The organism is Sphingobacterium allocomposti (assembly GCF_008124885.1).
GTDB lineage: Bacteria > Bacteroidota > Bacteroidia > Sphingobacteriales > Sphingobacteriaceae > Sphingobacterium > Sphingobacterium allocomposti.
Map to the genome: position 1 here is coordinate 62,243 of NZ_VNHX01000010.1, position 21,291 is coordinate 83,533.

16 protein-coding genes are annotated in these 21,291 nt (G+C 47.8%); 6 read left to right on the forward strand and 10 right to left on the reverse strand.

Going from position 1 to position 21,291, the window contains the following annotated elements; genetic code table 11:
- Positions 1–224 precede the first annotated feature (224 nt).
- A complete protein-coding gene (locus BC792_RS08905; protein ID WP_148908652.1) occupies positions 225–755 on the forward strand; it encodes an RNA polymerase sigma factor in 531 nt (176 codons plus the stop codon).
- 559 nt (positions 756–1,314) lie between these two features.
- Here BC792_RS08905 and BC792_RS08910 read toward each other — a convergent pair.
- The gene (locus tag BC792_RS08910; RefSeq protein ID WP_148908653.1) at positions 1,315–2,214 is read right to left on the reverse strand and encodes an NAD(P)/FAD-dependent oxidoreductase; all 900 of its coding nucleotides are present in this window, start codon (positions 2,212–2,214) and stop codon (positions 1,315–1,317) included.
- A gap of 496 nt (positions 2,215–2,710) precedes the next feature.
- On the opposite strand from BC792_RS08910, the gene BC792_RS08915 reads away from it, so the two are divergent.
- Positions 2,711–3,715: an SDR family oxidoreductase gene (locus BC792_RS08915; RefSeq protein WP_148908654.1), complete on the forward strand. Its 1,005-nt coding sequence runs from the start codon at positions 2,711–2,713 to the stop codon at positions 3,713–3,715.
- Positions 3,716–3,813: 98 nt separating this feature from the next.
- Positions 3,814–4,161, forward strand: a complete 348-nt coding sequence (locus BC792_RS08920; protein WP_148908655.1) for a hypothetical protein — start codon at positions 3,814–3,816, stop codon at positions 4,159–4,161.
- Positions 4,162–4,190: 29 nt separating this feature from the next.
- On the opposite strand, the gene BC792_RS08925 is transcribed toward BC792_RS08920, so the two are convergent.
- The 3 genes from BC792_RS08925 to BC792_RS08935 all read right to left on the reverse strand — a co-directional run bounded on the left by BC792_RS08925 (position 4,191) and on the right by BC792_RS08935 (position 8,184).
- Positions 4,191–5,252 carry a zinc-dependent alcohol dehydrogenase gene (locus BC792_RS08925; RefSeq protein WP_211357506.1) on the reverse strand — a complete coding sequence of 354 codons (1,062 nt, stop codon included), beginning with the start codon at positions 5,250–5,252 and terminating at the stop codon, positions 4,191–4,193.
- Positions 5,253–5,283: 31 nt separating this feature from the next.
- Complete coding sequence (locus BC792_RS08930; protein WP_148908656.1) at positions 5,284–7,491, reverse strand: hypothetical protein; 2,208 nt, start codon at positions 7,489–7,491, stop codon at positions 5,284–5,286.
- Between the two features lie 135 nt (positions 7,492–7,626).
- Positions 7,627–8,184: a DUF892 family protein gene (locus tag BC792_RS08935; protein ID WP_148908657.1), complete on the reverse strand. Its 558-nt coding sequence runs from the start codon at positions 8,182–8,184 to the stop codon at positions 7,627–7,629.
- Between the two features lie 467 nt (positions 8,185–8,651).
- Here BC792_RS08935 and BC792_RS08940 point away from each other — a divergent pair, with 467 nt between their 5' ends.
- Complete coding sequence (locus tag BC792_RS08940) at positions 8,652–9,335, forward strand: DUF421 domain-containing protein (RefSeq protein ID WP_170249998.1); 684 nt, start codon at positions 8,652–8,654, stop codon at positions 9,333–9,335.
- Positions 9,336–9,337: 2 nt separating this feature from the next.
- Positions 9,338–10,042 carry a DUF421 domain-containing protein gene (locus BC792_RS08945; protein ID WP_148908659.1) on the forward strand — a complete coding sequence of 235 codons (705 nt, stop codon included), beginning with the start codon at positions 9,338–9,340 and terminating at the stop codon, positions 10,040–10,042.
- A gap of 46 nt (positions 10,043–10,088) precedes the next feature.
- On the opposite strand, the gene BC792_RS08950 is transcribed toward BC792_RS08945, so the two are convergent.
- The 4 genes from BC792_RS08950 to BC792_RS08965 form a co-directional block, all read right to left on the reverse strand.
- Complete coding sequence (locus BC792_RS08950; RefSeq protein ID WP_148908660.1) at positions 10,089–11,813, reverse strand: alpha-amylase family glycosyl hydrolase; 1,725 nt, start codon at positions 11,811–11,813, stop codon at positions 10,089–10,091.
- Positions 11,814–11,971: 158 nt separating this feature from the next.
- Positions 11,972–14,089, reverse strand: a complete 2,118-nt coding sequence (locus BC792_RS08955; protein ID WP_148908661.1) for a sensor histidine kinase — start codon at positions 14,087–14,089, stop codon at positions 11,972–11,974.
- Positions 14,090–14,248: 159 nt separating this feature from the next.
- Positions 14,249–14,509: a hypothetical protein gene (locus BC792_RS08960; protein WP_148908662.1), complete on the reverse strand. Its 261-nt coding sequence runs from the start codon at positions 14,507–14,509 to the stop codon at positions 14,249–14,251.
- A 125-nt stretch (positions 14,510–14,634) separates the two neighbouring features.
- Positions 14,635–16,512, reverse strand: a complete 1,878-nt coding sequence (locus tag BC792_RS08965) for a PAS domain-containing sensor histidine kinase (protein WP_148908663.1) — start codon at positions 16,510–16,512, stop codon at positions 14,635–14,637.
- A 534-nt stretch (positions 16,513–17,046) separates the two neighbouring features.
- Between BC792_RS08965 and BC792_RS08970 the strand changes: the two genes are divergently transcribed.
- Positions 17,047–18,387, forward strand: coding sequence for a GH1 family beta-glucosidase (locus BC792_RS08970; RefSeq protein ID WP_148908664.1), 1,341 nt, complete (start codon positions 17,047–17,049; stop codon positions 18,385–18,387).
- 136 nt (positions 18,388–18,523) lie between these two features.
- Here BC792_RS08970 and BC792_RS08975 read toward each other — a convergent pair whose 3' ends face one another.
- Entirely contained in the window at positions 18,524–20,029 is a 1,506-nt protein-coding gene (locus tag BC792_RS08975) for an acyl-CoA dehydrogenase family protein (protein WP_148908665.1), read from the reverse strand.
- Positions 20,030–20,379: 350 nt separating this feature from the next.
- On the reverse strand, positions 20,380–21,246 hold the full coding sequence (locus BC792_RS08980; protein ID WP_246154940.1) for a helix-turn-helix domain-containing protein: 867 nt from the start codon (positions 21,244–21,246) through the stop codon (positions 20,380–20,382).
- Between the last annotated feature and the right edge of the window lie 45 nt (positions 21,247–21,291).

The window sequence follows — 21,291 nt, forward strand, 5'->3', positions numbered from 1 at the left end:
AGTACCTGAAATGAAAAAATAAATCTTCCTTCAGTCCCTGAGGAACCATATCTTTTTCCAGAAAACCCATGCGTTCCGCTATATTTCATAGAAGAAAAAAATACCTCCTCGGCATGGTACTTATCGCACACGATTTCTAACGCCATTTTCCAGACAAAAATTGGCGAATAGCAGCATTGTTTTTGATGTTACGCTTGTACATCGACAACTAAAACAGTAAAACTATGGAAAGCAGAGAACTTAATTTCGAACTACTTAAAAACCAAAAAATTTTAAAGAACATCGCCTATAAATTCACAAAGGATCCGGAAGAAATCGAAGAACTTGTACAGGAAGCGTTGGTGCGATCCGTAAAATATGTAGACAAGTTTTTTAACAATCCTAAACTGGTCGCGTGGTTGTATGTGATCATGAAAAATGTGTACATCAACAATTATCGCAGAAACCAAAAACACTATCAGTTTGAAGACCATCAGAAGGCGAGCTACAGAATCGAGGGATGTACCGAACCCTCTGTAGATAATCACGCCGAAGGGAAGTTTGTTATGAACGATATACAATGTGCATTGAAAAAATTGCCGAAGGACTATTACGACCTGTTTATTAAGTTCATGGACGGCTATAAATACCGGGAGCTATCAGAGGAATTCAATATGCCCGAGGGCACCATCAAAACGCGTATCCATTATACCAGGAAATTTCTTCAGAAACAGCTTTCCGCCTACGGTAAAGATAAAAAGCGGTGGGCGGCGTGAAGGAGATCGATTCATCTGATAAATTTCTTGGATGTTCCGCGGCAATAATGGTCATAGGGAGCCTACTGAACGAAGTCGAACAGTCTCGCGTATGCCTTTGAAATATGAACATAGACCCATTCCACGATTTATCGCCCGAAATCCGAGGCTTCGACAGGCTCAGCCTGACATGTGCTTCGACAGGCTCAGCCTGATATGTGTTTTGACAGGCTGAGCCTGCCATTGTACGGATAGACACACTGCACTTCCACAGAATCCGTACTGTCCCCGACGTGCGCAGTGTCAGATTGGTTAATCATACGCAATGGGTAAACACAATTGAATAAATACAAAGTTATTGCCGAAGCGCTGTTTGTTCCAGGTTGGCCAGGCTGAGCGTGATATTGTTAGGGATCATATCACAGTAAAACAAGAAGGTCTTTTCTCAAACCAGCAACAACACCAGTCTAAGGCGCTCTATGACGCTCCTCGTTTCACTACCATAACAAATGTATTAAACACAATATTTCCGACACCCGTTCGGGACGAACAGGGGAGAAGCCTTTACGCTCAGCCGGTTTTAAAAGTTCTGCAGGCACAGTTCCTTGTTGATCGTCATCCCGGCTTTGGTACCCGCGTAAACTGCACTGGAGATCGATCGTAAGTAGTTGGAGTTGTCGCCGCAGGCAAAGACATTCCGCACACTTGTTTTCTGCAGCTTATTTACCTTGATGTATCCATGTTCGGTTAAGGAACAACCCAATTGCTGATACAAATCAGACTTCTGTCGGAAGGGAAGCATGGCGTAAAGCGCGTCAACAGAGCAACGGCTGCCATCTCTAAAGTTAATAGCCTGTATCTGTCCATGTTCATGTTGGATATTATCGATCTCGTTGTTCATGATCCGCCCGCCGGCTTTGTTGATCTTCTTCAGCTGTGCATTGGAAAGGTGATCTTCTCCGGTTGATATAATGATGATATCCGACGTTAGATTCTTAACGAGGGAAAACAACCTGAACGCTTCCTTTCCGCTGGCGAGGATCGCCGTTGTGCGGTTACGATACTCGAATCCATGGCAATAAGGACAATCTATGATCGACCTGCCCCAACACGCAGAAAATCCCGGTATGTCCGGCAGGATATCTTCAATGCCGGTCGCGAGCAGTATTTTCTTTGCGTAGGCCGACAGCCCATTTTTTGTTCCCGTAATAAAGCCCCCGTCTGTCTTACGTATCTCTATGGCGTGATCGTCCAACCAGTCGACACTTTCGTACCGTCTTAGCTGGTGTCGGGCCGATTCGGCAATTGCCCTCGGCGAATCACCATCATGTGCAAGAAAGTTGTGGGCCTCAGGTGCTTGAACATTACATGGATCACCGCCATCGATAATCAGCGTTTTCTGCGAGAGACGCCCTAGAGCCATAGCGGCGGATAGACCAGCATAGCTGCCGCCGGCAATAATAACATCATATTTTTCCATATCAACGAAGACTTGATAACACGTTTGCTGTATAAGGCCGCAACCGGCGGATTAACGCCGGTTGTGTCAGCCTGACCTATGTGCTTTACGTTCCGGCACGGACTGCTACAGCGGCGGCTGACCATGGTAATAACCTTCGAACACGGGAAAGGTTCAAATGAACAACAGACTGATTCTATTAACAGGATATTTAAGTGCAGTTATTCTTCGGCAGCTGACACGGTTGCATTAAAAATCCCCGGGCGGAGAGCCAAGGGATTTTACCTAAACCGTATCTGATAAAAAGGCGGGATATATGTTAACTAAGAACTGCCGTCTGTCTAAATAGTTTTTCCTTTTTGTCTTTTCCTGTTGGATTGTCGGGTGCCGGCGGAACACCCATTTCTTTTGTACGGGTCAACGAGCATATTACGAAAATCCCGAAAACGATATGGCGATTATGAGGTTCAGAAAAAGATAGAAGATAGAAAATACTGCGAAATAAAATTGAAGAACCATGAAGAAAGAAAACAACATATCGCGCCGTAGCGCCCTGAAAGGGCTCGGAGCCAGCGTGGCTACCTTGGTGGTCAGCCCATCGTTTGCGGGATGGAAGGAAGGGAAGCAGGCCAACTTCGCGGCACCGTTGGAAAACCCGTTAGACAAGTACCCGAAACCTCCTTATCCAAAGCAGACACAACCCCACCCGGGGCTCGCTTCAAAAATGGATCCAGTACCCGATCATGGAGAGCAGAGTTATAAGGGAAGTGGTAGGTTGACGGGCAGAAAGGCACTGGTTACCGGAGGAGATTCCGGCATTGGACGGGCTGCTGCCATAGCCTTCGCAAGGGAAGGAGCAGACGTTGCCATAAACTATCTTCCGGCTGAGGAAGAAGATGCGAGACAGGTCGTTGAATTGCTGAGAGGTGAGGGACGAAAAATTGTAGCGATACCTGGTGATATTACCGACAGCAATTTCTGTAACCAGCTCGTGAAGGATACAGTCTCGCAGTTGGGCGGTTTGGATATCCTGGTAAACAATGCCGGGTATCAGAAAAGCAACCTTTCAATTTTAGATATAAGCGACGAAAGCTTTGACGCCACTATGAAAACAAATGTGTATGCTCCGTTTTGGATCACGAAGGCGGCGTTGCCACATCTGCCGCCGGGGTCGGTGATTATCGCCACCTCGTCCGTGCAGGCGTACGATCCGTCGGAAAATCTGTTTGATTATGCGCAGACAAAGGCCGCAAACGTAGCATACGTAAAGTCACTTGCCAAACAGCTCGGCCCTAAGGGAATACGTGTCAATGGCGTATCGCCAGGACCGGTTTGGACACCATTGCAGGTCTGTGGCGGTCAGGAGCCCGACAAGCTAGTTAATTTTGGTGGAGATACGCCCATGGCCCGTGCTGGACAGCCGGTCGAACTCGCATCGATCTACGTGCAGCTCGCAGACAGCCAAGCGAGCTTTTCTACAGGTCAGATATACGGTGCAGCAGGCGGCGGCGGACATCCATAGTCTTATCTTAGCCAGTCTGGCTAGAGCTAACGTCCAAGATGGTTGTCGTCGGATCTTAGCTCTGTTGCTTAACCGATATTTACCAAGAATACTGACATATGAAAAGAAAAATCCCAACCTATATCCACGCTGTTCTCGACTACTTTCTTGTTTTTGCCCTATTTTGGGGCCCGTCTATACTTAAACTCGACGCGTATTCGCTGCCCGCCATAAGTAGTGTTGCCAGCGGCGGCCTCGTCGCGGCCCTCTCGATCCTGACACGGTATGAGGGAGGCGTTATCCGCGTTATTCCTTTCACTGTTCACAGACAGGCGGACATCGTTTTTGGTCTTGCGCTCATCCTGCTCTCCATATATCTGTTTTTTGCGTCCAGGCCATTTGTCTTCCATGTTATTGCCGGTGCCGCGATCACCTTATTCGCGCTGGCATCAAAGCAAAACCGGTGATGCGCGGAAGCTTTTTCCCCAGCGTCCGGCTAATGTTCTAAAGCGACAAAGAGGGCCCCGGTTTCTGCCTTGGCTTGGGCCGTCTCAAAAGCTTCGTTGATTTTCGCTAACGGAAAGCGATGTGTGATCATTTTTCGTGCGTTGATTTTGCCTTTGGATAACAGGTCAAGACATGTTTTCATCTCCGGATAAATGCCGTGAAAAGCATAGCTGGCACTAAATACCAGTTGGATTTCTCCCATTTGCAGCCGTTGCCAATCCAGTTGTAGTGCGACATTACCGTTCTCGAATCCCCCCACGATTACCACTTTGCCTCCGATTCGCGTGGTCTTTGTCGCCAGATCCAATGTCTGCTGCATATGTTCGCCACCCACACACTCAAAAGTGATATCTGCGCCTTTGTGTTGTGTCAGCTCCATGATCCGCGCGAGACTATCCTCTTTCTCGCTGTTGATGACAGCATCGGCTCCAAGTTCGTTAGCAATCTGGAGAGACGAATCCACGACATCCACCACGATGACGTTGGCTCCGGAGCACTTTGCAAGCTGTAACTGTCCTATGCCTATCGGGCCCGCACCAATTACAACCACCGTATCGTTGATTTGAAGACCGCTTCGATGTTGGGCATGTAGGCAAACAGCAAACGTATCCAACAAAGTAGCCTCTTCATAGGAGACATTTTCAGGCAACAGATGAAACTTCGTCGCCGGCCCGGTAATGTATTCGGCGAAAGCCCGCGACACTGTTTCCATCCGGACCTTATAGAGATCGGGACACAAGTTATACTGCTGCACACGGCACCAGTCGCATGTCCCTTCCCCCAATAGCGTCTCTATAACGACGCGGTCGCCGGGCTTTACCGAGGAGACGGCAGCGCCCACCTCGACAACTTCTCCCCCGAGCTCGTGTCCCATAATCTTACAGGTCAGGTGTGGCTCGTGCTTTTTCCAGTGACGTAGATCTGTCCCACATATACCCGACACCCACACCCGGGCCAGCACCCAATCATCTGATGGAATTTTCACCCTGTCCACCTCTTTAATTTCGAATGTACCTTCTTCCGTTTTTAAGGCTGCTTTCATTCTGTTCATAACTTTTCTCGACTTAAGTTTGCGATCCTGCTTATTTCCATTTTATCGTTACCGTTTTGCCCCCGGCAACCTCTATCTCTGTGGAGTCCTGATCCAGCATGCGGTTGTCCTCGCCGTCTGCTGACAATACGTATTTTTGTTTACTGCGGGACAGGAGTCTTATTGGATAAGCGAATTCAGATGAGCCCGGTATACGGAACCGGACACCCCCTTTAACACGCTTGATATCGAGAATTGGACATCCCACAAAACAGAAACTATCGTCCTCATCTAAAGGAAGCATATGATTCGTGAAGGCTTGAAAAATGGCTCCGGCGCCGTATACCTCCTGGCCGACGGTCCCTACCTCGTCCCACCCATCGCCAAGGTCCTCGACCGGAATCCAAAGATCTTTATTGAGAAATCCTGTTTTAACTTCCTGTGCCAGAATGTCGTCAGGCAGCATAGGGGGGTAGTAGAACGGCAATCGGGCCAACGCATATTTTATATATTCCGGGATTAATGCGAAAATCTCCGGAGCCAACGGAGCTTTCTCTTTGTAGGCCATCGTTAGAAAGCGGCTGAAGGAACCTATACACTCGTGTTCCTCATAGATGGCCGCGTAAGGTGCATCTTTTAGTGGAAACAACATGAAGAACGTTGGATACTCCTTTGCGTGCCCATATTGCATGTCCCAGATCGACGTGTTACGAAGTAAGTGAGCAACGCATATCTCCGCCTGGCGGAGAAATACATCATTCTTTGTCGTTGACCAGAGTTCTAGTAATGCTTCCGCAGCATAGGCCGTATTATTCGCTTGGTAGAGAACGTTCTCACCGTACTGCGCTAGGGTGCGCGCTGCCCGCTTCGCTTCTTCAAGGTAACTCTTTTGTCCCGAAAGTTCGTACGCCCGCAGCAGGAGATAAGCATATAAACCAGCTACATCGCGTTCGCCCCCTTCCCCCGGTGCCGCTTCTGCCTTTACGACATCCAGCGTATCCACGTCATAGAAGATTGGCCACTTATAATCGAAATGCTTAGCGACCTTCATACAGAAGCGCACAGAATCAAAAAAGATATCCCGGAGTTCGTCGTTACCTTGTCCCGTGCGCAAAAGAAATGCCATGTTGAGCAAGGGATGGTGAAGGTACCATGAGTCCATAAGGCGTGGCTTCTTCTGCTCTTCGCTATTATCGAGGTGATGCGACTTCTCCGGGATCCACCGAACAAGGGAGCGTAGCTTTTCGTCATAAAAACGCGGAATGCCGCGGGTCAGCGCGTGTATAATGTCAGCGGCTTCTGAAGATGGATATCGGCCGTGGTAGTCGAGCAATGGCCATAGTACGGACAGTTGAACCATGCTCTCGGCAGGATTCTTGTAATCGTTTAAATAAGCGTTTAAGAAGGCGTCCGACTTGACCTGCTGCCAACACCCTTTATGGTTGCATAGATCTTTCAGGCCTTTTTCCACGATGCTGCTCAGATCGTACAGCGCAACTTTCGGTTTTTCGATGCGCCGATAAATTTCGTGTTGCATTTTAAGCATGAACACCGCCCTCTCATATGCCGTTTTAGGCTTAGTTGGATGGTACACAATAAACGTGTCCCGAAGTATATATCGTTTTCCTTTGGTTAATGGCGACGTTGGTGAGATCGGACACTTGAATCCCATCTCCGGCCATACAACCTTCACGCTGTCAGTCAACGGGACTTGACTGTCTTCAGCGTAACCATGCAGCTCGCTCAGGTTTTGAAAGTAGTACACGCTTCCGTTCACGGCTTTTCCGAAATCCAAAAAGCACGCCCCCGAACGGGCCTGAACCTGCTCCAGATAGACATTGCCGGCCTCAGGGATACTGTAATCTGTTTTCAGGAGAAGAAGATCGAAGATCTCTTCCGAAAGCGAAAGGGTCCTTGTTGGCTCAAAGCTGACGCGGTAGTGAAAGAACGCCGAATCTTCGAAAACACCGCCCAACTGTATATCGAAGCGGCCGATGACCGTCGACACCCCGAATCGTATACCATCATCCTCCTTCTGCAAAGTTATCTGTTCGCCCTTGTTTATGAATAGATGTTGGACACAACTGATGATCATATACGAGTTCGGCAGCGCAATATCAAAATATATCTGCTCATCAATCTGCCTCAAACGTAGCTTGCACGGTCCTACGGCCTGTTCATGTAATGGAGCAGATGTGTCGTTTTTTAGTCGGTGGATGGTATATAAGCTTCTTGTTTGTAGTGTCCTTTGTTTTTTCATAAGTATATAATCGTTTATATAGTTGGTTTATTAGCGTATATGCGCACGTCGATCCTATTGGGGACACGTTTTTAAGCCGTCTCGCGTCAGCGCGTAGAAGGGGATGGCTGGCATCACCGCGAGAGGCGCTATTGATCAGCTTATTTTGCTGTCTGCATTCTGCGTTTCTATAAGCTCAAGTTCCGTATCAAATTCCTGCTTCTCGGAAAGCGTAAGTTGCAAAAAGCGTCTATACTTTTCGCTGGTCAGCTTCTCCGCATTCAGCAGAAGGCTGCGGTAGCTCGCTATTTGAAAGTGTATGGCCCGTCGTAACCAGGTGAGGAGCTGCGCGTCTTCTACACGCCCCCCGCGGTGGTCATCCAGGATGTCGATGATTTGTGCCGTGAGGAGCTCAAAAGACAAGCACGCTATGCCGGAGTCGTGATCGCCAAGATCGTCCAGCATTTCCTCGAGCCGATCTGCTTGTCCCGCTATTTGATCCTTGAAGCGGTAAAGGAGCTCCCTAAAATCGACGCTTGTACATCCCTCGGTCAATCCGGGCAAAACGGACATCAAGCTGCGCTCGGTACTGCTAGTTTCCTGCAATAGCTGCATGTAGACCTCTACCGAGTCATCCATTTCACTTAATCCGCTAACGTTCTCCTGTGATCGATCCTTGACGGAAGTCTTTTTATCCTTATGCGTGTTGTTCATAGCTGCTTGTCGTGTCCTGCCTGTAGAACGAAATAGGCGCACGATCGTTTTTATAAACACCTTCCGAACGACACATCAAGTAGAATACCATACGTGTTTTCGATTTTATACGACTACGGCAGGCGTTTGTACGACCTCATCTTCGGGGCGTTGAGGATTACCGGCCCCGATGAATGCAACGCGAGGGGGGAGAGGTACTAGCGGCTATGGACCGGCCTCATAAAAAATACAGGCGAACAAGAATGCGATGATGGCACTTCCGAAGACATAAAGACTGCTCAAGGCAGGAGATCCGCCGTAAAATATTTTGCCAGCACCGTGGTACTGTCTCCCAGATATACGTAAAAAACTGCGGCGCCGCGCAATTTAACGCCTAGAATAAACGTGTTTTCATTTGCTTTTTTCGTAGTAATTCCGGTGCCAGTGGCTTGATATATGTTAGGGATCGAATGTTAAAATTGTATATCATGGAAACTACGCATTTATCGAATTGGCATAGAATACTGTTCGGAGAGGCTCCGGCCGACTTCCTGATAGAAGTTTTTGTCAGGACGATTATCATCTTTCTCATTCTGCAGGTCGTTGTCCGTGGACTGGGTAAGCGTATGGCAGGGCAGCTGACGATATCGGAGATGGCTGTCATGATCACGCTGGGAGCCATTATAGCGGCGCCTATTCAGTTGCCGGACAGAGGAATAATTACCGGAATAGTGATACTGGGCTGCGCATGGGCTTTTCAGCGGGGAGTAAATTACCTCGGTGTGAAAAGCCAGGTCATGGAACACGTACTTCAAGGAAAAGAAAGTCTATTGGTTAAAGACGGAGTGCTGCAGATCGATCAGCTGAAGAACACGAGAGTGTCCCATCAGCAAGTGTTTGCGGCACTGCGAAATCAAGGCATATATAACTTAGGTGCCGTCAAGCGGCTATATCTGGAGGCATGCGGTCTGATGAGTATATATAAACAGGAGCCGCCGGCTTACGGCCTACCACTGGTACCTCCGTCGGATGCGGAATTTGCGTTACCCGGACCTGAACAGAAAGATAACGTCTTTGCCTGTACAAACTGCGGAAGCACTGTGGAAGGAGACACCCGTGAGGTGAGATGCAACAATTGTGAGCATAATCATTGGATAAAAGCAGAGAGATAGACATGAAAGCATACGAAATACACTTGGCCGACATTGGCCGTATCTTATTTGGAGCTACGCCTCCCACCTTTTTGCTGGAGGTAATTGTCAGAACGGCTGTCGTTTATATTATTTTGATGGCCAGCATGCGCACCATGGGAAAGCGGATGTCTTCCCAGTTGAGTAGGAATGAACTGGCGGCCATGGTCTCTTTAGCCGCTGCCATAGGAATACCGATTCAAGATCCCGAACGCGGGATTCTACCAGCCGTCGTCATCGCCATTATCATCGTTTCCTTCCAGCGATGGTTTGCTTATAAAGCCGCCACTAATCAGACGTTTGAAAGTAAAACCCAAGGGAGATTAAGTATCCTGGTACAGGACGGCATACTAAACCTTAAAAATATGGAATCTGCCCGCATCAGCAAAGACAGGCTTTTTGCCCAGCTACGTTCGTACGGCCTTTTGAACCTCGGACACGTGGCAAGACTTTATTTCGAAGCCAATGGCTCCTTTAGCTGGGTAAGAAACAAGGAGAATAAACCGGGCTTATGCCTTATCCCCTCGTGGGATGACGATTTCCGCCGGGAAATGGTACAATGCCAAGATAAATGGGCCTGTTCTGGCTGTGGGAAGGTAGAAGATACGCTCACCTCTAAGGAAGCTGCGTGCGTGGGCTGTGGCGGGCGTTCCTGGGAAAAAGCCGTAGAGGCGCCCGGGGGTCGATAGCCGCAACCAATGATGTTCCCGACATGAAGAGATGCCCCTCGGTTAGCTATTTTTTCGGCGTCAGGTACAACCATTGAAAACCATAGCCAGGCAATGTGTCTGCCGCACCGCGCATGGCAGATATCTCGTGCCCAAAGACGGGCGTTACGTTGTATTGATCCGTGGCTTCCATGCCGAGCGACAGTTTCTGCGGCTTATCGCTAAAGTTGTGGACGACTAACAATCGTCTGCCTTGCAGCTGATAGTGGATAGCAAAGATTGCGTCAGCATTCATCGGTATAAGTTCCCAGCGGCCTCTACCTACTTCTGGATGCGTGCGCCGCACTTCTATCAGGCCTTTTATGAAACGGAGGAGAGACGTCGAATCCCTCCATTGAGAGGCTACATTCACGTTTTGGTAGGAGAAGGGGCCTAGGCTCACCATATTGCGGAAGGGCTCTGCTGAGTGCGTAAAACCGCCGTTACTGGTTTGGTCCCATTGCATAGGTGTCCGGACAGCGACGCGTTCAGGTAATGTGAGGTCGTCGCCCATCCCGATCTCCTCACCATACCGGATGACAGGGGCGCCCGGAAGAGAAAAAAGCAGGCTGTACGCCATTCGGATTAATCGGGGATCTTGGAGCATAGGCGCAAGGCGCCGGCGGATTCCCCGGTCATATAGCTGCATATTCGTTTCGGGACCAAACTTGTCGTATACCGTCTGCCGTTGTGCTTTCCTTAACCTGGCGAGATCGATTTCATCATGATTTCTGAGGAAGAAAGCCCATTGCGAGGGGAGCGGCTTTTTCTCGAATTCTTTAAGCGCCTTCGCAAAAGAGGAAGCGTCATGGGTCGCCAGCGCATAAAAAAGATATTGGTTCGCGAAGAAGTTGAACATCATATGCAACCGTTCACCCTCCCCCCCAAAATAGTGCACATTCTCTTCTGCGGTAACATTTGCCTCTCCAAGCAGGACAGCTTCCGGGTTCACCTTTTCGACAGCCTTCCGTAGACGTGTAAGAATCGGAAACATGTGTTCCGGATTCTCGCTCCCCGTTCTCGGAATATCGATGATGAATGGCACGGCGTCGAGCCGGAAACCATCTATCCCTTTCTCCAACCAATACGTCAGGACCTTTGCTGCCATACGCTCTACTTCAGGGTTTTCATAATTCAAATCCGGCTGAAAGTCGTAAAATCGGTGGAAATAGTACTTTGATGCAATTTCATCAAACGTCCACGTCTGGTTTTGGACGCCGGGGAACACCATGCCCTTGTCCCAGTCCTTAGGCTTAGTAGCCGACCAGACATACCAAGAATGGTACGGGGAGGTGCTATCTGCGCGGGCCTGGCGATACCAGGGGTGGTCGATGGACGTATGATTTAATACAGCGTCCATAAGCACGCGAAGCCCTCTACGTTTAGCCTCCTTGATAAAAAGATCGAAGTCGCCAAATGTACCGAGTCGCTCGTCAATGCTAAAGTGATCCGTCACGTCATAACCGTCATCTCTGCGCGGGCTAGGCTGAAAAGGCGCTAGCCATATGACGTCGATCCCAAGCGTGTCCAGATATCCGAGTTTGCTCGTCAGGCCCCGAAAATCGCCAATGCCGTCTCCGTCGCTATCCTTGAACGTGGCCACCTCTATGTTATAAACGACGCTGTTTCGATACCACTCGTCCGACAGTTCAGAAGGAATAAACTTTTCCTCTTTCGTTTCTGTCGAGCAGGAGGAAAAGAGCGCTGACAGATAAAGAATTTGTAAGCAGATCGCGAGTACCGTATGATTCATGACATCTTCTTTTAACAGGGTGTAAAAACTTTCTTTTTACACTGCACAATTTTTAGAACGTTTTGTTCGCTACAAGATGTTGAAATCGCGAATAAGGTTTTGAAGAAGCGGTTGGAATCTCCGCGGGCCGTATGGGCTCCAGGATCGCTACTGGTTCATTAAAGACAGTCGTCCGAAAACGTAAGTGTCACCGTTGTCCCGTTACCGCTGCTCTCAAGGGTCATGGTGGCACCAAGCCTTTTCGTTATTCTTGTTACCAGGGCGAGACCTATACCCGAGCCGGGGAAGCCTTTCGCATTGGATGCTCTTTGAAAGGCATTCTGTATTGTCATGATTTCTTCCTTTGGAATGCCGATGCCATTATCAGCAATAACATACTTTATGCGGCCCTCTTTCCGTTCACTATAAATTTCGACACAGGGGTCCGCCTCCCGCAGACTAAATTTAACGGCATTTTCCACCAAATTGGAAAAGATCTGGCGGACAGCTCCTTTCTCGCCACAAACCGGGTACAGCTTACCTACGCGCAACGTACAACGCGGATTCTGGAATTGGCTCCGCGCCTTATCAAATATTTTCTGGATAAGGTCGTCGGTGGCTACCGGCTCTTTAACGTATTTGTAATCGTGAGTCCGGGTGAGCTCAACTGTACTGTTGATAAGCTGCTCCATACTGTGCACGCCGTCTTCAATTGCGGAAAACCACTGCTTCTGCTGCTCCTTCGGCATGCTATCCTTCCGTTGCAGTACCTGTATACCGAGTTTGATAGCTGATAGGGGATTTTTAAGATCGTGGGATAGCGTAAACGTGAGCATCTCCAGCTCGTTGTTTGCGGAGATGAGGTTTTCCTTCGAGTGCTCATGTTCCTTCGCACGAATGATGGTAGCCTCCCTAATCATCTTATCCAAGCTATGTATAAAAGAAAGGTCATCGTCGTCCCAGAACAGCGCTGTATCCTTTATTTCCCGCTCGATAAACCTATAACCGTCGTCATCAGAGCCGTCCTGTGTTTTGCGCGCCGTTTCCTCAACATCGATGACGGAGGAAACGGTCTCTTTCCGGAACCATATAATATAATGGTCTTCCTCTTTGGCGACCTGCAAGGCCGCAATTCCGGCAAAGGTTAGCTGTGTATCAAACCGATGCCCATGACGCAGCCGGAAATTGTTGTCTTTAAGCAGCGGCTTTTCGCGGCTTTGCAGGAACCGGACGATGCGTTCGGTATCGGCCTCCGAGGCATGAAGTCCGGCGCCGTTTATCAACCCGCGGTAGTATATCGCGATGCCGTCGGCTTTGGCCAGCTGCCGGATCGGTTCCATATGCTGCCGTAAACAGAAATTCAGTGAATAGCCGTCCGATAACTTCGCCCTTAGCTGCCGTTCAGACCGCTTGATGAGTTCGTAAAACTCTAACTGCTTTTCTTTAATAAGATTTTCCTGGCTGCGGGCGGCACTTTGAACCAGTAACTGACATACCACCCTCCGTTGAAAGTCTATCTCCCGCATGGTGGAATGCCATGCCACCACAAGTCCCCACAGCTCACTGTTCAAAATAATCGGAATGGCGATGATAGATTTTGCCCCGACATATTTTGAAAAGCGGGGCGGCCTCGGTGGCGCCATGACATCTGCGTGCGGGACAATACCGGCCTCCGCGCTGTATAATACCTGTGTGGGTCGCGCCGTGTCGGGAAGATATATGTGTTCCCGCTCCCGCATATACGCGTATGTATCCTCGGTTATAAAATTTTTGGAAAATACCTTTCCCAACAGCGGAGGGGGACCACTGACGATTTTACTGCTCTTGTCGTCAAGGATCTGAAGGATAACGATCTGTTCATAGCCGATAATCTGCTCAAGAGCTTCCGTAACCAAAGGCCACAACGACCTAGATCGCCCGTTGAGCGTAGAATGGAACTTGCTGACCTCCGTGGTGAAGATGATGTTGCTCGTTTGTCTCTCCCATTTTACATGTAAAATATCGTCCCAGATATGCACATGCACATAATAGGGTGCTGATTGATCCCTGACCAACAAGGTTTTTCCCGATGCCGGGATAAGATCCGGAGCTGCAATAGTTTCCAGAAGTTCGGTGGGGTGTATAAACTGCGACGTTAAAAAATCGGGCAGGGAAGTGCCGATCACGTCTGATAACTTGTTCGCAGCCACGCGTTCGCTCACTGCGACAATTGTCCCGTCGAGTGTTGAAAGAATAATCTGCCCAAACGATTGGACAACCTGAGTTGATATTTCGCTATGCTTTAAGACCAGGGACATGTTTAGAGGTTGATCAAAATAATAATGCGAATCTAAGCCTGTAACTCCAAATATAACGCATTTTTTGTAACAATATTGTTAGCAAACAGTTTTACTAAAAGTCAAGGTAAACCGACAGATTAATCTCGCTCTCGCTTGTAAGGCACACGCCCAACGAACCTAGGCAGATGATCTCGATAAAATCGCGTCTTTGAGAGCGGCAGCAAACGCAGGATTCGCGTTTTCTTCTGAAAAACGCCATCCGTCGTTGGTCTGCAACAGCTCTTTTTGCACGCCATCTATTAAAACCTTTATTTTCCGGGAATCTTCCTGCGCAACTCCGCTGAGCACGCGAACGACATATTCTTGCTTTTTAAAAATCACAGTAAATTTCTGTCCCTTCAAGGAAGGGTTATGGTTAAGTAGAGATTTGTTTTTCATAAGTTTCCACGAAGCTATAATTTTTACCGCTAACCATGCACGCTCCTTTGTAACATTTGCATGATTGTGCAGCACTCCCGTAGTTACCGTAGTAAACGGACGGCCGTACGCCATTCCGTTTAGATTTATTCGATCAAATCCAATTCAAACGAAAACACAGAGCCTTCGCCCTCTTTGCTGTCAACCTGAATCGAACTGTTATGGTGCCGTAAAATCTCCGCTATCAGGTAAAGTCCGATTCCAAATCCTGAGATATTCCGTGCCTTTTCGTTGTTGACCCGATAGAAGCGGTTGAACAGCTTTTCCTGATCTCTTTCGCTTATGCCAATTCCCATATCACGGATGGAAATCTTCGCACGGCTACCAACCTTTTGACACTGTACCGTTATGTCGCCGCCCAGCGGGGAATACTTCACAGCGTTGCCAATTAGGTTCGTTAAAACTTGCCCTATTTTGTTACGATCGGCCTGTACTATGACGTTGTCGCATCCGGTATAAGTGATCCTGTGTTTGGATCCGAGAAGTATCGCATCTTCTATGACTTCCGCAATCAGCGGATGAAGTTCGAAGGCCTCTTTCTGAAGTTCGAGCTTACCTTCCTCAAGGCGGCTGATGCTTAGGTAATCTTGCACCATATTGATGACTTTCTTCGACTGCGCTTCAACCTTTGACGACATTAACAGTCCCTTGCCGTCATTGTTTGTTTTCAGATGCTTCGATAACAGCTGCGCGTAAGCCAGAATGGAAGTCATTGGCGTCTTAATTTCGTGACTGACCATCGTCACGAAGTCATTTTTGCGCTGCTCTTCCTGTTTTTTTTCCGTTATGTCGCGTGCTATTTTAGAAATACCAATGATGTTTCCCTCCGAATCTTTGATAGGCGATATCCGTAGCGAGACATCGATTAATTGACCACTCTTAGTGACCCGCTTGGTTTCGAAATGTTCAACACTTTCTCCCGTCCGCAGGCGCGACAAAATGAAATCTTCCTCATCCTTCCGGTCCTCCGGTATGATTGTAAGTATAGATTGCCCCACCATTTCTTCCTCCTTGTAACCGAACATCCTTTCTGCCGCCGTGTTCCAGCTGGTTACATATCCCTCCAGCGTTTTCCCGACGATCGCATCGTTAGACGATTGAATAATGGCTGCCAATCGCGCATCGTTTTCTTTTGCCAGCTTCGCATCCGTAATATCTAAGATACTCGCCACAAAACGGGACGGGTTATTCTGAAAGCTGAAGTATAGTGTACCCCGGAACCTGATCCACCGTAGGCTGTTGTCATTTACCCTATAAAAACGCAGATTTATATCAAGATGTCTCCCACTCGGATTATTGATAAACGTTTGCATTTTCTGTTCGAGCGTCCGCCGGTCCGCTTCGTCCAGCCGCGCTAGCAGACTGTCCACTTCTATCTTTTCATGCGCAGTGAGACCTAGCACCTTTCTACCTTCTTGCGAAATATGAATAGCACCGGTCTGCATATCCCAGTCGCACGTACCCATCTTGGTGGAGTCTACGGCGAGTCTCAATCTTTCTTCACTTTCTTCGAGCTGCTGCAATAAACGCTTCCGTCGCTCGTCTTTTTCATAAATATCGGATATGTCTTTTGTGAAGCAGCGTGTCCGGACAAACTCGCCGTTTTCGATAACGACGTTCGAAGTGATCAGCACGTGCTTCACAGAACCGTCTTTACGTCGTAAGCTCGCGGCAAAGTTTTGAACGGATCCATCGCTTTTTAATAACGCAAGTATTTTCTCATAGGCCTTGGGATCCGCGTGATGGTTGTTCATCGAAGACCCAATATATTCTTCTTTTGTGTATCCGAGCATATCCAGTTCTGCCTGGTTTGCCCAGATGATTGTACCCGAGGCGCTCACCCAACGTAGCGGAAGAGGCGCATTCTCAACAAAGTCGTCGAGGTCGGCGACGCGGCGGCTGAGCCTATCTTTCTCCGCTTCCAGCAATTCTATTCTTTCCAACAAATTTTTTAAAGCGTCCATGTTACTGATTAAAATTATGCACGTATTAATCGACCCTAAATAAGTTTATTTTATCCAGACTATAATTACGTCTCCTGTAAAATAGTTCTATTGCTCTCCTCCGTCATCAAGGGCTATTCTCATAGAATAACTATGAATATATAAATATTACGGTGCATTTGCTGTCCTTTTTACCTGTCTTCTAAAATCAGGTAGTTTCCGCATCGTTATCCAGCGTCCGGCTCGATGCTTAACCGGGTTTACTTCATAGGTGATTAGCGCTTCAAATGGCACTATTCATAAAAAATTAACAAACTATTCATGATTTGTTTATGAATACTTCGTTACTTTATAGGTGTAGTATATATGCTATATTTAAGCTATGAAAACAATTGCATATTTCTTTCAACGGATGATCTTACGTGTGTTTCTGAACCAGTTCTCTTCATTTTATTCGCCGTTTAGATTCCATAAAATCTAAGAACACCTAACGATCTATAAATGTATAAAACATTATTGTTTTCTGCCTTGCCCTTTTAATAATCTTTTCTGTTAATGATCTTAGATAAAGCGTCGTTTGGCGAAGATTTCATTTGGGGTGTATCCACCGCAGCTTATCAGATAGAAGGAGCCCACAACCAACACGGGAAGGGGCCTTCCATATGGGATGTATTTGTTCAAAAGAAAAACCGGATATTCCAAAATCACCATGGTGATACCGCGTGCGACTTTTACAACCGCTATATAGATGATTTATATCTGATGCACCGCCTGCATATTCCGAATTACCGTTTCTCTATATCCTGGAGCCGTATATTCCCTCAGGGAACCGGTGAGGTCAACCAGGATGGGATCGACTTTTACAACCGGCTGATAGACCTTTGCCTCGAGCTCAAGATTACGCCTTGGATCACGTTATACCATTGGGACCTACCGGAAGTGCTTGAACGAAAAGGAGGGTGGACTAACCGCGAAATCAAGGAGTGGTTCGGCCATTATGTCTCCGTCTGCGTCTCGCATTTCGGTGACAGGGTGAAACATTGGATGGTTTTAAATGAGCCTGCCGTATTCACGGCTGCCGGCTATTTTTTTGGTATACACGCTCCCGGAAGGAAGGGCCTCGACAACTTTCTGGCGGCGGCCCACCACGCTACCCTCGCACAGGCCCTCGGGGCAAAGGCGGTTAAATCCCTGCGCCCCGACGCCATTGTTGGAACAACTTTTTCGTGTTCTCACGTAGAGCCCTTTCGGGCTTTGGCAAAAGATCTAATAGCAACCAGAAAAGCTGACGCATTGCTCAACCGCCTTTTTATAGAGCCGCTGCTCGGCATGGGGTATCCTACGCAGGACATAAAAATACTCCGACGGATAGAGAAATACATGAAGCCGGGAGACGAAGATGCGATGGCCTTTGACATGGATTTCATAGGCATACAAAACTACACCCGTGAAGTGATCCGACACGCTACATTCGTCCCGTTTTTCGGCGCCAAGATCGTAAGCGCCAAGGAACGTAAAGTACCGATGACGGCCATGAACTGGGAAGTGTACCCCGAATCGATTTATCACATGCTGAAAAAGTTCGGAGCCTATCCCAATATGCCTCCGCTAATCGTCACCGAAAACGGAGCCGCGTTTCCCGATCAGGTTGTAGATGGAGAGGTTGATGATCCGCAGCGGCTACATTTCATACAGCAGGCACTTGGGCAGGTGCTACGTGCCCAACAGGAGGGAGTTCCCGTGAAAGGATATTTCGTATGGACTTTTCTCGATAACTTCGAATGGGCAGAAGGATATTACCCAAGGTTTGGTCTCGTGTACGTCGATTTTAACACGCAGCAGCGCATAGTCAAATCTTCGGGTCGCTGGTATGCCGACTTCCTAAAACAGCGATAGCCTGCTGCCGCAGCAAAAGCGATCTATCTGTCCACAAAAACCGTCCTAATAAATAAAGAGAGCGTACCCAGTGCTCTCTTTATTCTAGATCGACCTATTTTGTACAATCTATTATCATAGTGAAATCCGTGAAGAATTATACGGCGTGCGTCCAATCCGCATTCTCTTCGTATTCCATCAGCGGATCCGCGTCGTTGTTGCCAAACTGTCCTACGAGCATGGATATGTCCATAAACATATGTTGGCGGGTGATGTCGACGAGTTTATCATTGAACCCTGCGTTACCCAGAGAAACAACGAACTGAAAACATATAATCCGGGCAATAATCCTTCCCAACGTAACCATCTCGCGTTGCTTGATGGCATCGTGAAGGACGACATTGCTTAACAGAGAAGCAAAGAAGGGAGCAGCCTCTTGCGTTAAATTATCCGACTGTAGATAGACTAACAAGTTGGTTTCTTTCTTGCGGCGCATACCTTTCGTCACGAATTCGGCGATCTGGGTATACAGCATTTCATTGGAGCCTTCGAATATTTGAAACGGACGGCTATCAATTACGCCGCGGCCGGCAACGTGGTCGATCCTGTATCCATTTGCTCCCGACAACTGCAAACATGTCTGTGCAGCTTCATGCATGAGATCGGTCACTAGAGCTTTTACGCTGTTGGCATCTAAACCGTGCCCGGAGAGGTCATTCGCTATAGAGCTTACCTTTGTGCTGTAGGCACACATGCCGGAACACAATGTAAAGGCCGCCTGGAGACGCGAAAGCTGGAATTTTATAGCATCCATTTCATTGAGGCGTAGTCCAGCCACGCGCCTATTATAACAATGCGTCATCGCCTCATCAAGCATGCGTTTGATAAATCCCATGCCCATGCCCGGAAACTGAAGCCGGCTCCGGTGCAGTGTATCGAGCATCAGCTTTATCCCTGTACTTTCCGCTACCAGTTTTTGATTCTGAGGCACGCGGATATCTATATCGTTTATTCCGTAAGGAATAGCATACAATCCCAAGCTATTATAACGACGGGACACATTAATCTGTTGCTCAGGTTTAGCGCTGTCAGTCACGAAGAAGTCGATGTCCCGCGTCAGATCGCCCTGTTCATTCTTTCTACGGGCAGTAACAAGCCAAAAATCAGCGGCTCCCGTCAATCCTTGCCAATGTTTCTGGCCTTTCAGGTGATACTCCTGACCAACCGGCTCATAGAAGGTCTGCATGTTCAACGCGTCGCTGCCATAAGCAGGTTCGGTGATCATTAGGCCGCCCATAGCTTTTTCTTCCAAAAAACGTTTAAAAATCCGATCCTGTATACCCACATCGCCATACTTAGCAAAAGGCTCGAGAAACAAAGCGATATTGATGCCGAAAATTAGCGACAGAGACAGCGATTCATAAGATGCTGCCGAGAGAACGCCCAAACACTCTTTAACCGACACGCCACGTCCACCGTAGAGCGTCGGAATAGCCACCGACAGTGGCTTCATTTCCATAATTTCGTTCCAGAATGAAGGAGGAAGTCCTCTTTCCAAACTCAGTGTATTGTAGTCGTAATCCGAGTGAAACAAACTCGATAATCTTTTTTTGAATGAGGAGATGTAACTCTCAAAATCCGTATGTGCTAAAACGTCCAGCATAATAAATCAGCATTAAATTGTAAAATAGATCGACTGTAAACCTATCGTGTGTACAGTGAACGTTGTGCACAGCAATTTTGTTTAAACCGTGCCATCGTAATCCCCAAAGGTTTAAATTTACTATCAACGGATAAGTCTTTCAGCGATCGTTATATACAAAAATAGGCTCGAAACGGTCAAGCTGGTATTTGAATTCGTACAATAGCTAGGACAAATCGTGCATGTTTAAATTAGATGCGGCTGACTACGGGAATGGGCATTTCCATACGAAGGATCACAGGGCTCCATGCAGAACAGTGATGCACTATGGCATTCAATGGAACGCGCACGTCGGGCGCAAAAAACAACAATTATTTAAATTGGTTCCGATAGGCGGAGGGCGACATGCCGACGTTCTTCTTGAAGATGCGGGAAAAATAGGATGGATCTGCAAACTCCAGTTCAAAAGCGATATCTGCCACGCTCTTCGTCGATTCAGACAGTAGAAGCTGGCTGTGCATGATCAGTACTTCCAAAATCAGCTCCTTCGACGATCTTTTAAAGACCGCCGAGACACACCTGTTTAAGTAGTTGACGGAGACAGCAAGTTTGTCCGCGTAGAAGTCGAGCCGTTTTTCCTTCAGAAAATTTTTGTGTACCAACTGCTTAAACAGCATGGCGATCTCTTGCTTCCTGTTGACGATCTTAGTCGAAGCAGACAACTTAATCACTTTGAGCAGAGCCGACTTCAGCAGGCTCTCCGACAGCTCCCAATACGGTGTCACAGCATGCAGTTCGCCGTACAGCAGACGTAACAGCTGATACAGGTCCTGACTATCTTCTGAAGATAGGTTCAGTAAAGGAGAAATGGTGAAAATATGCAGAATCTCCTGTTCTCGGAACAGGGATGTCATAGCGTTGTCCTTGATCAGGATACAGTACCCTTGAGCGGATTTATCTACCGACTTGATTGCTGATATGTTTCCGTAGTTGCTGATTAGAATGGCCGGTGCCTGTACCAGATAGGTCTGTGGGCCGATCTGGTGCTTAAAATATCCTTCAGTGATGTGTACAACAAGATTATAACCGAGAAAAATCGGAGGTATTGGAATTTTGAGATAAGGGGCAATATCACTCAAACGGAAGATCTTTACCGGAGAGCGGGTAGGAACGAGGTGCTCAAGGCTTCCCGACATGAACCGTTCGACAAATTCTTCTGCGTTTACCTGTTTTTCCATAACCGGATACATCTGCGTGTCGATGCTAAGATAGGACTTTCTGCG

Bases quoted from the DNA above. Each gene is read 5' to 3' on its own strand.
- BC792_RS08905 (WP_148908652.1), top strand. From the start codon at position 225: ATGGAAAGCAGAGAACTTAATTTCGAACTACTTAAAAACCAAAAAATT.
- BC792_RS08910 (WP_148908653.1), bottom strand. From the start codon at position 2,214: ATGGAAAAATATGATGTTATTATTGCCGGCGGCAGCTATGCTGGTCTA.
- BC792_RS08915 (WP_148908654.1), top strand. From the start codon at position 2,711: ATGAAGAAAGAAAACAACATATCGCGCCGTAGCGCCCTGAAAGGGCTC.
- BC792_RS08920 (WP_148908655.1), top strand. From the start codon at position 3,814: ATGAAAAGAAAAATCCCAACCTATATCCACGCTGTTCTCGACTACTTT.
- BC792_RS08925 (WP_211357506.1), bottom strand. From the start codon at position 5,252: ATGAACAGAATGAAAGCAGCCTTAAAAACGGAAGAAGGTACATTCGAA.
- BC792_RS08930 (WP_148908656.1), bottom strand. From the start codon at position 7,491: ATGAAAAAACAAAGGACACTACAAACAAGAAGCTTATATACCATCCAC.
- BC792_RS08935 (WP_148908657.1), bottom strand. From the start codon at position 8,184: ATGAACAACACGCATAAGGATAAAAAGACTTCCGTCAAGGATCGATCA.
- BC792_RS08940 (WP_170249998.1), top strand. From the start codon at position 8,652: ATGGAAACTACGCATTTATCGAATTGGCATAGAATACTGTTCGGAGAG.
- BC792_RS08945 (WP_148908659.1), top strand. From the start codon at position 9,338: ATGAAAGCATACGAAATACACTTGGCCGACATTGGCCGTATCTTATTT.
- BC792_RS08950 (WP_148908660.1), bottom strand. From the start codon at position 11,813: ATGAATCATACGGTACTCGCGATCTGCTTACAAATTCTTTATCTGTCA.
- BC792_RS08955 (WP_148908661.1), bottom strand. From the start codon at position 14,089: ATGTCCCTGGTCTTAAAGCATAGCGAAATATCAACTCAGGTTGTCCAA.
- BC792_RS08960 (WP_148908662.1), bottom strand. From the start codon at position 14,509: ATGAAAAACAAATCTCTACTTAACCATAACCCTTCCTTGAAGGGACAG.
- BC792_RS08965 (WP_148908663.1), bottom strand. From the start codon at position 16,512: ATGGACGCTTTAAAAAATTTGTTGGAAAGAATAGAATTGCTGGAAGCG.
- BC792_RS08970 (WP_148908664.1), top strand. From the start codon at position 17,047: ATGATCTTAGATAAAGCGTCGTTTGGCGAAGATTTCATTTGGGGTGTA.
- BC792_RS08975 (WP_148908665.1), bottom strand. From the start codon at position 20,029: ATGCTGGACGTTTTAGCACATACGGATTTTGAGAGTTACATCTCCTCA.
- BC792_RS08980 (WP_246154940.1), bottom strand. From the start codon at position 21,246: ATGGAAAAACAGGTAAACGCAGAAGAATTTGTCGAACGGTTCATGTCG.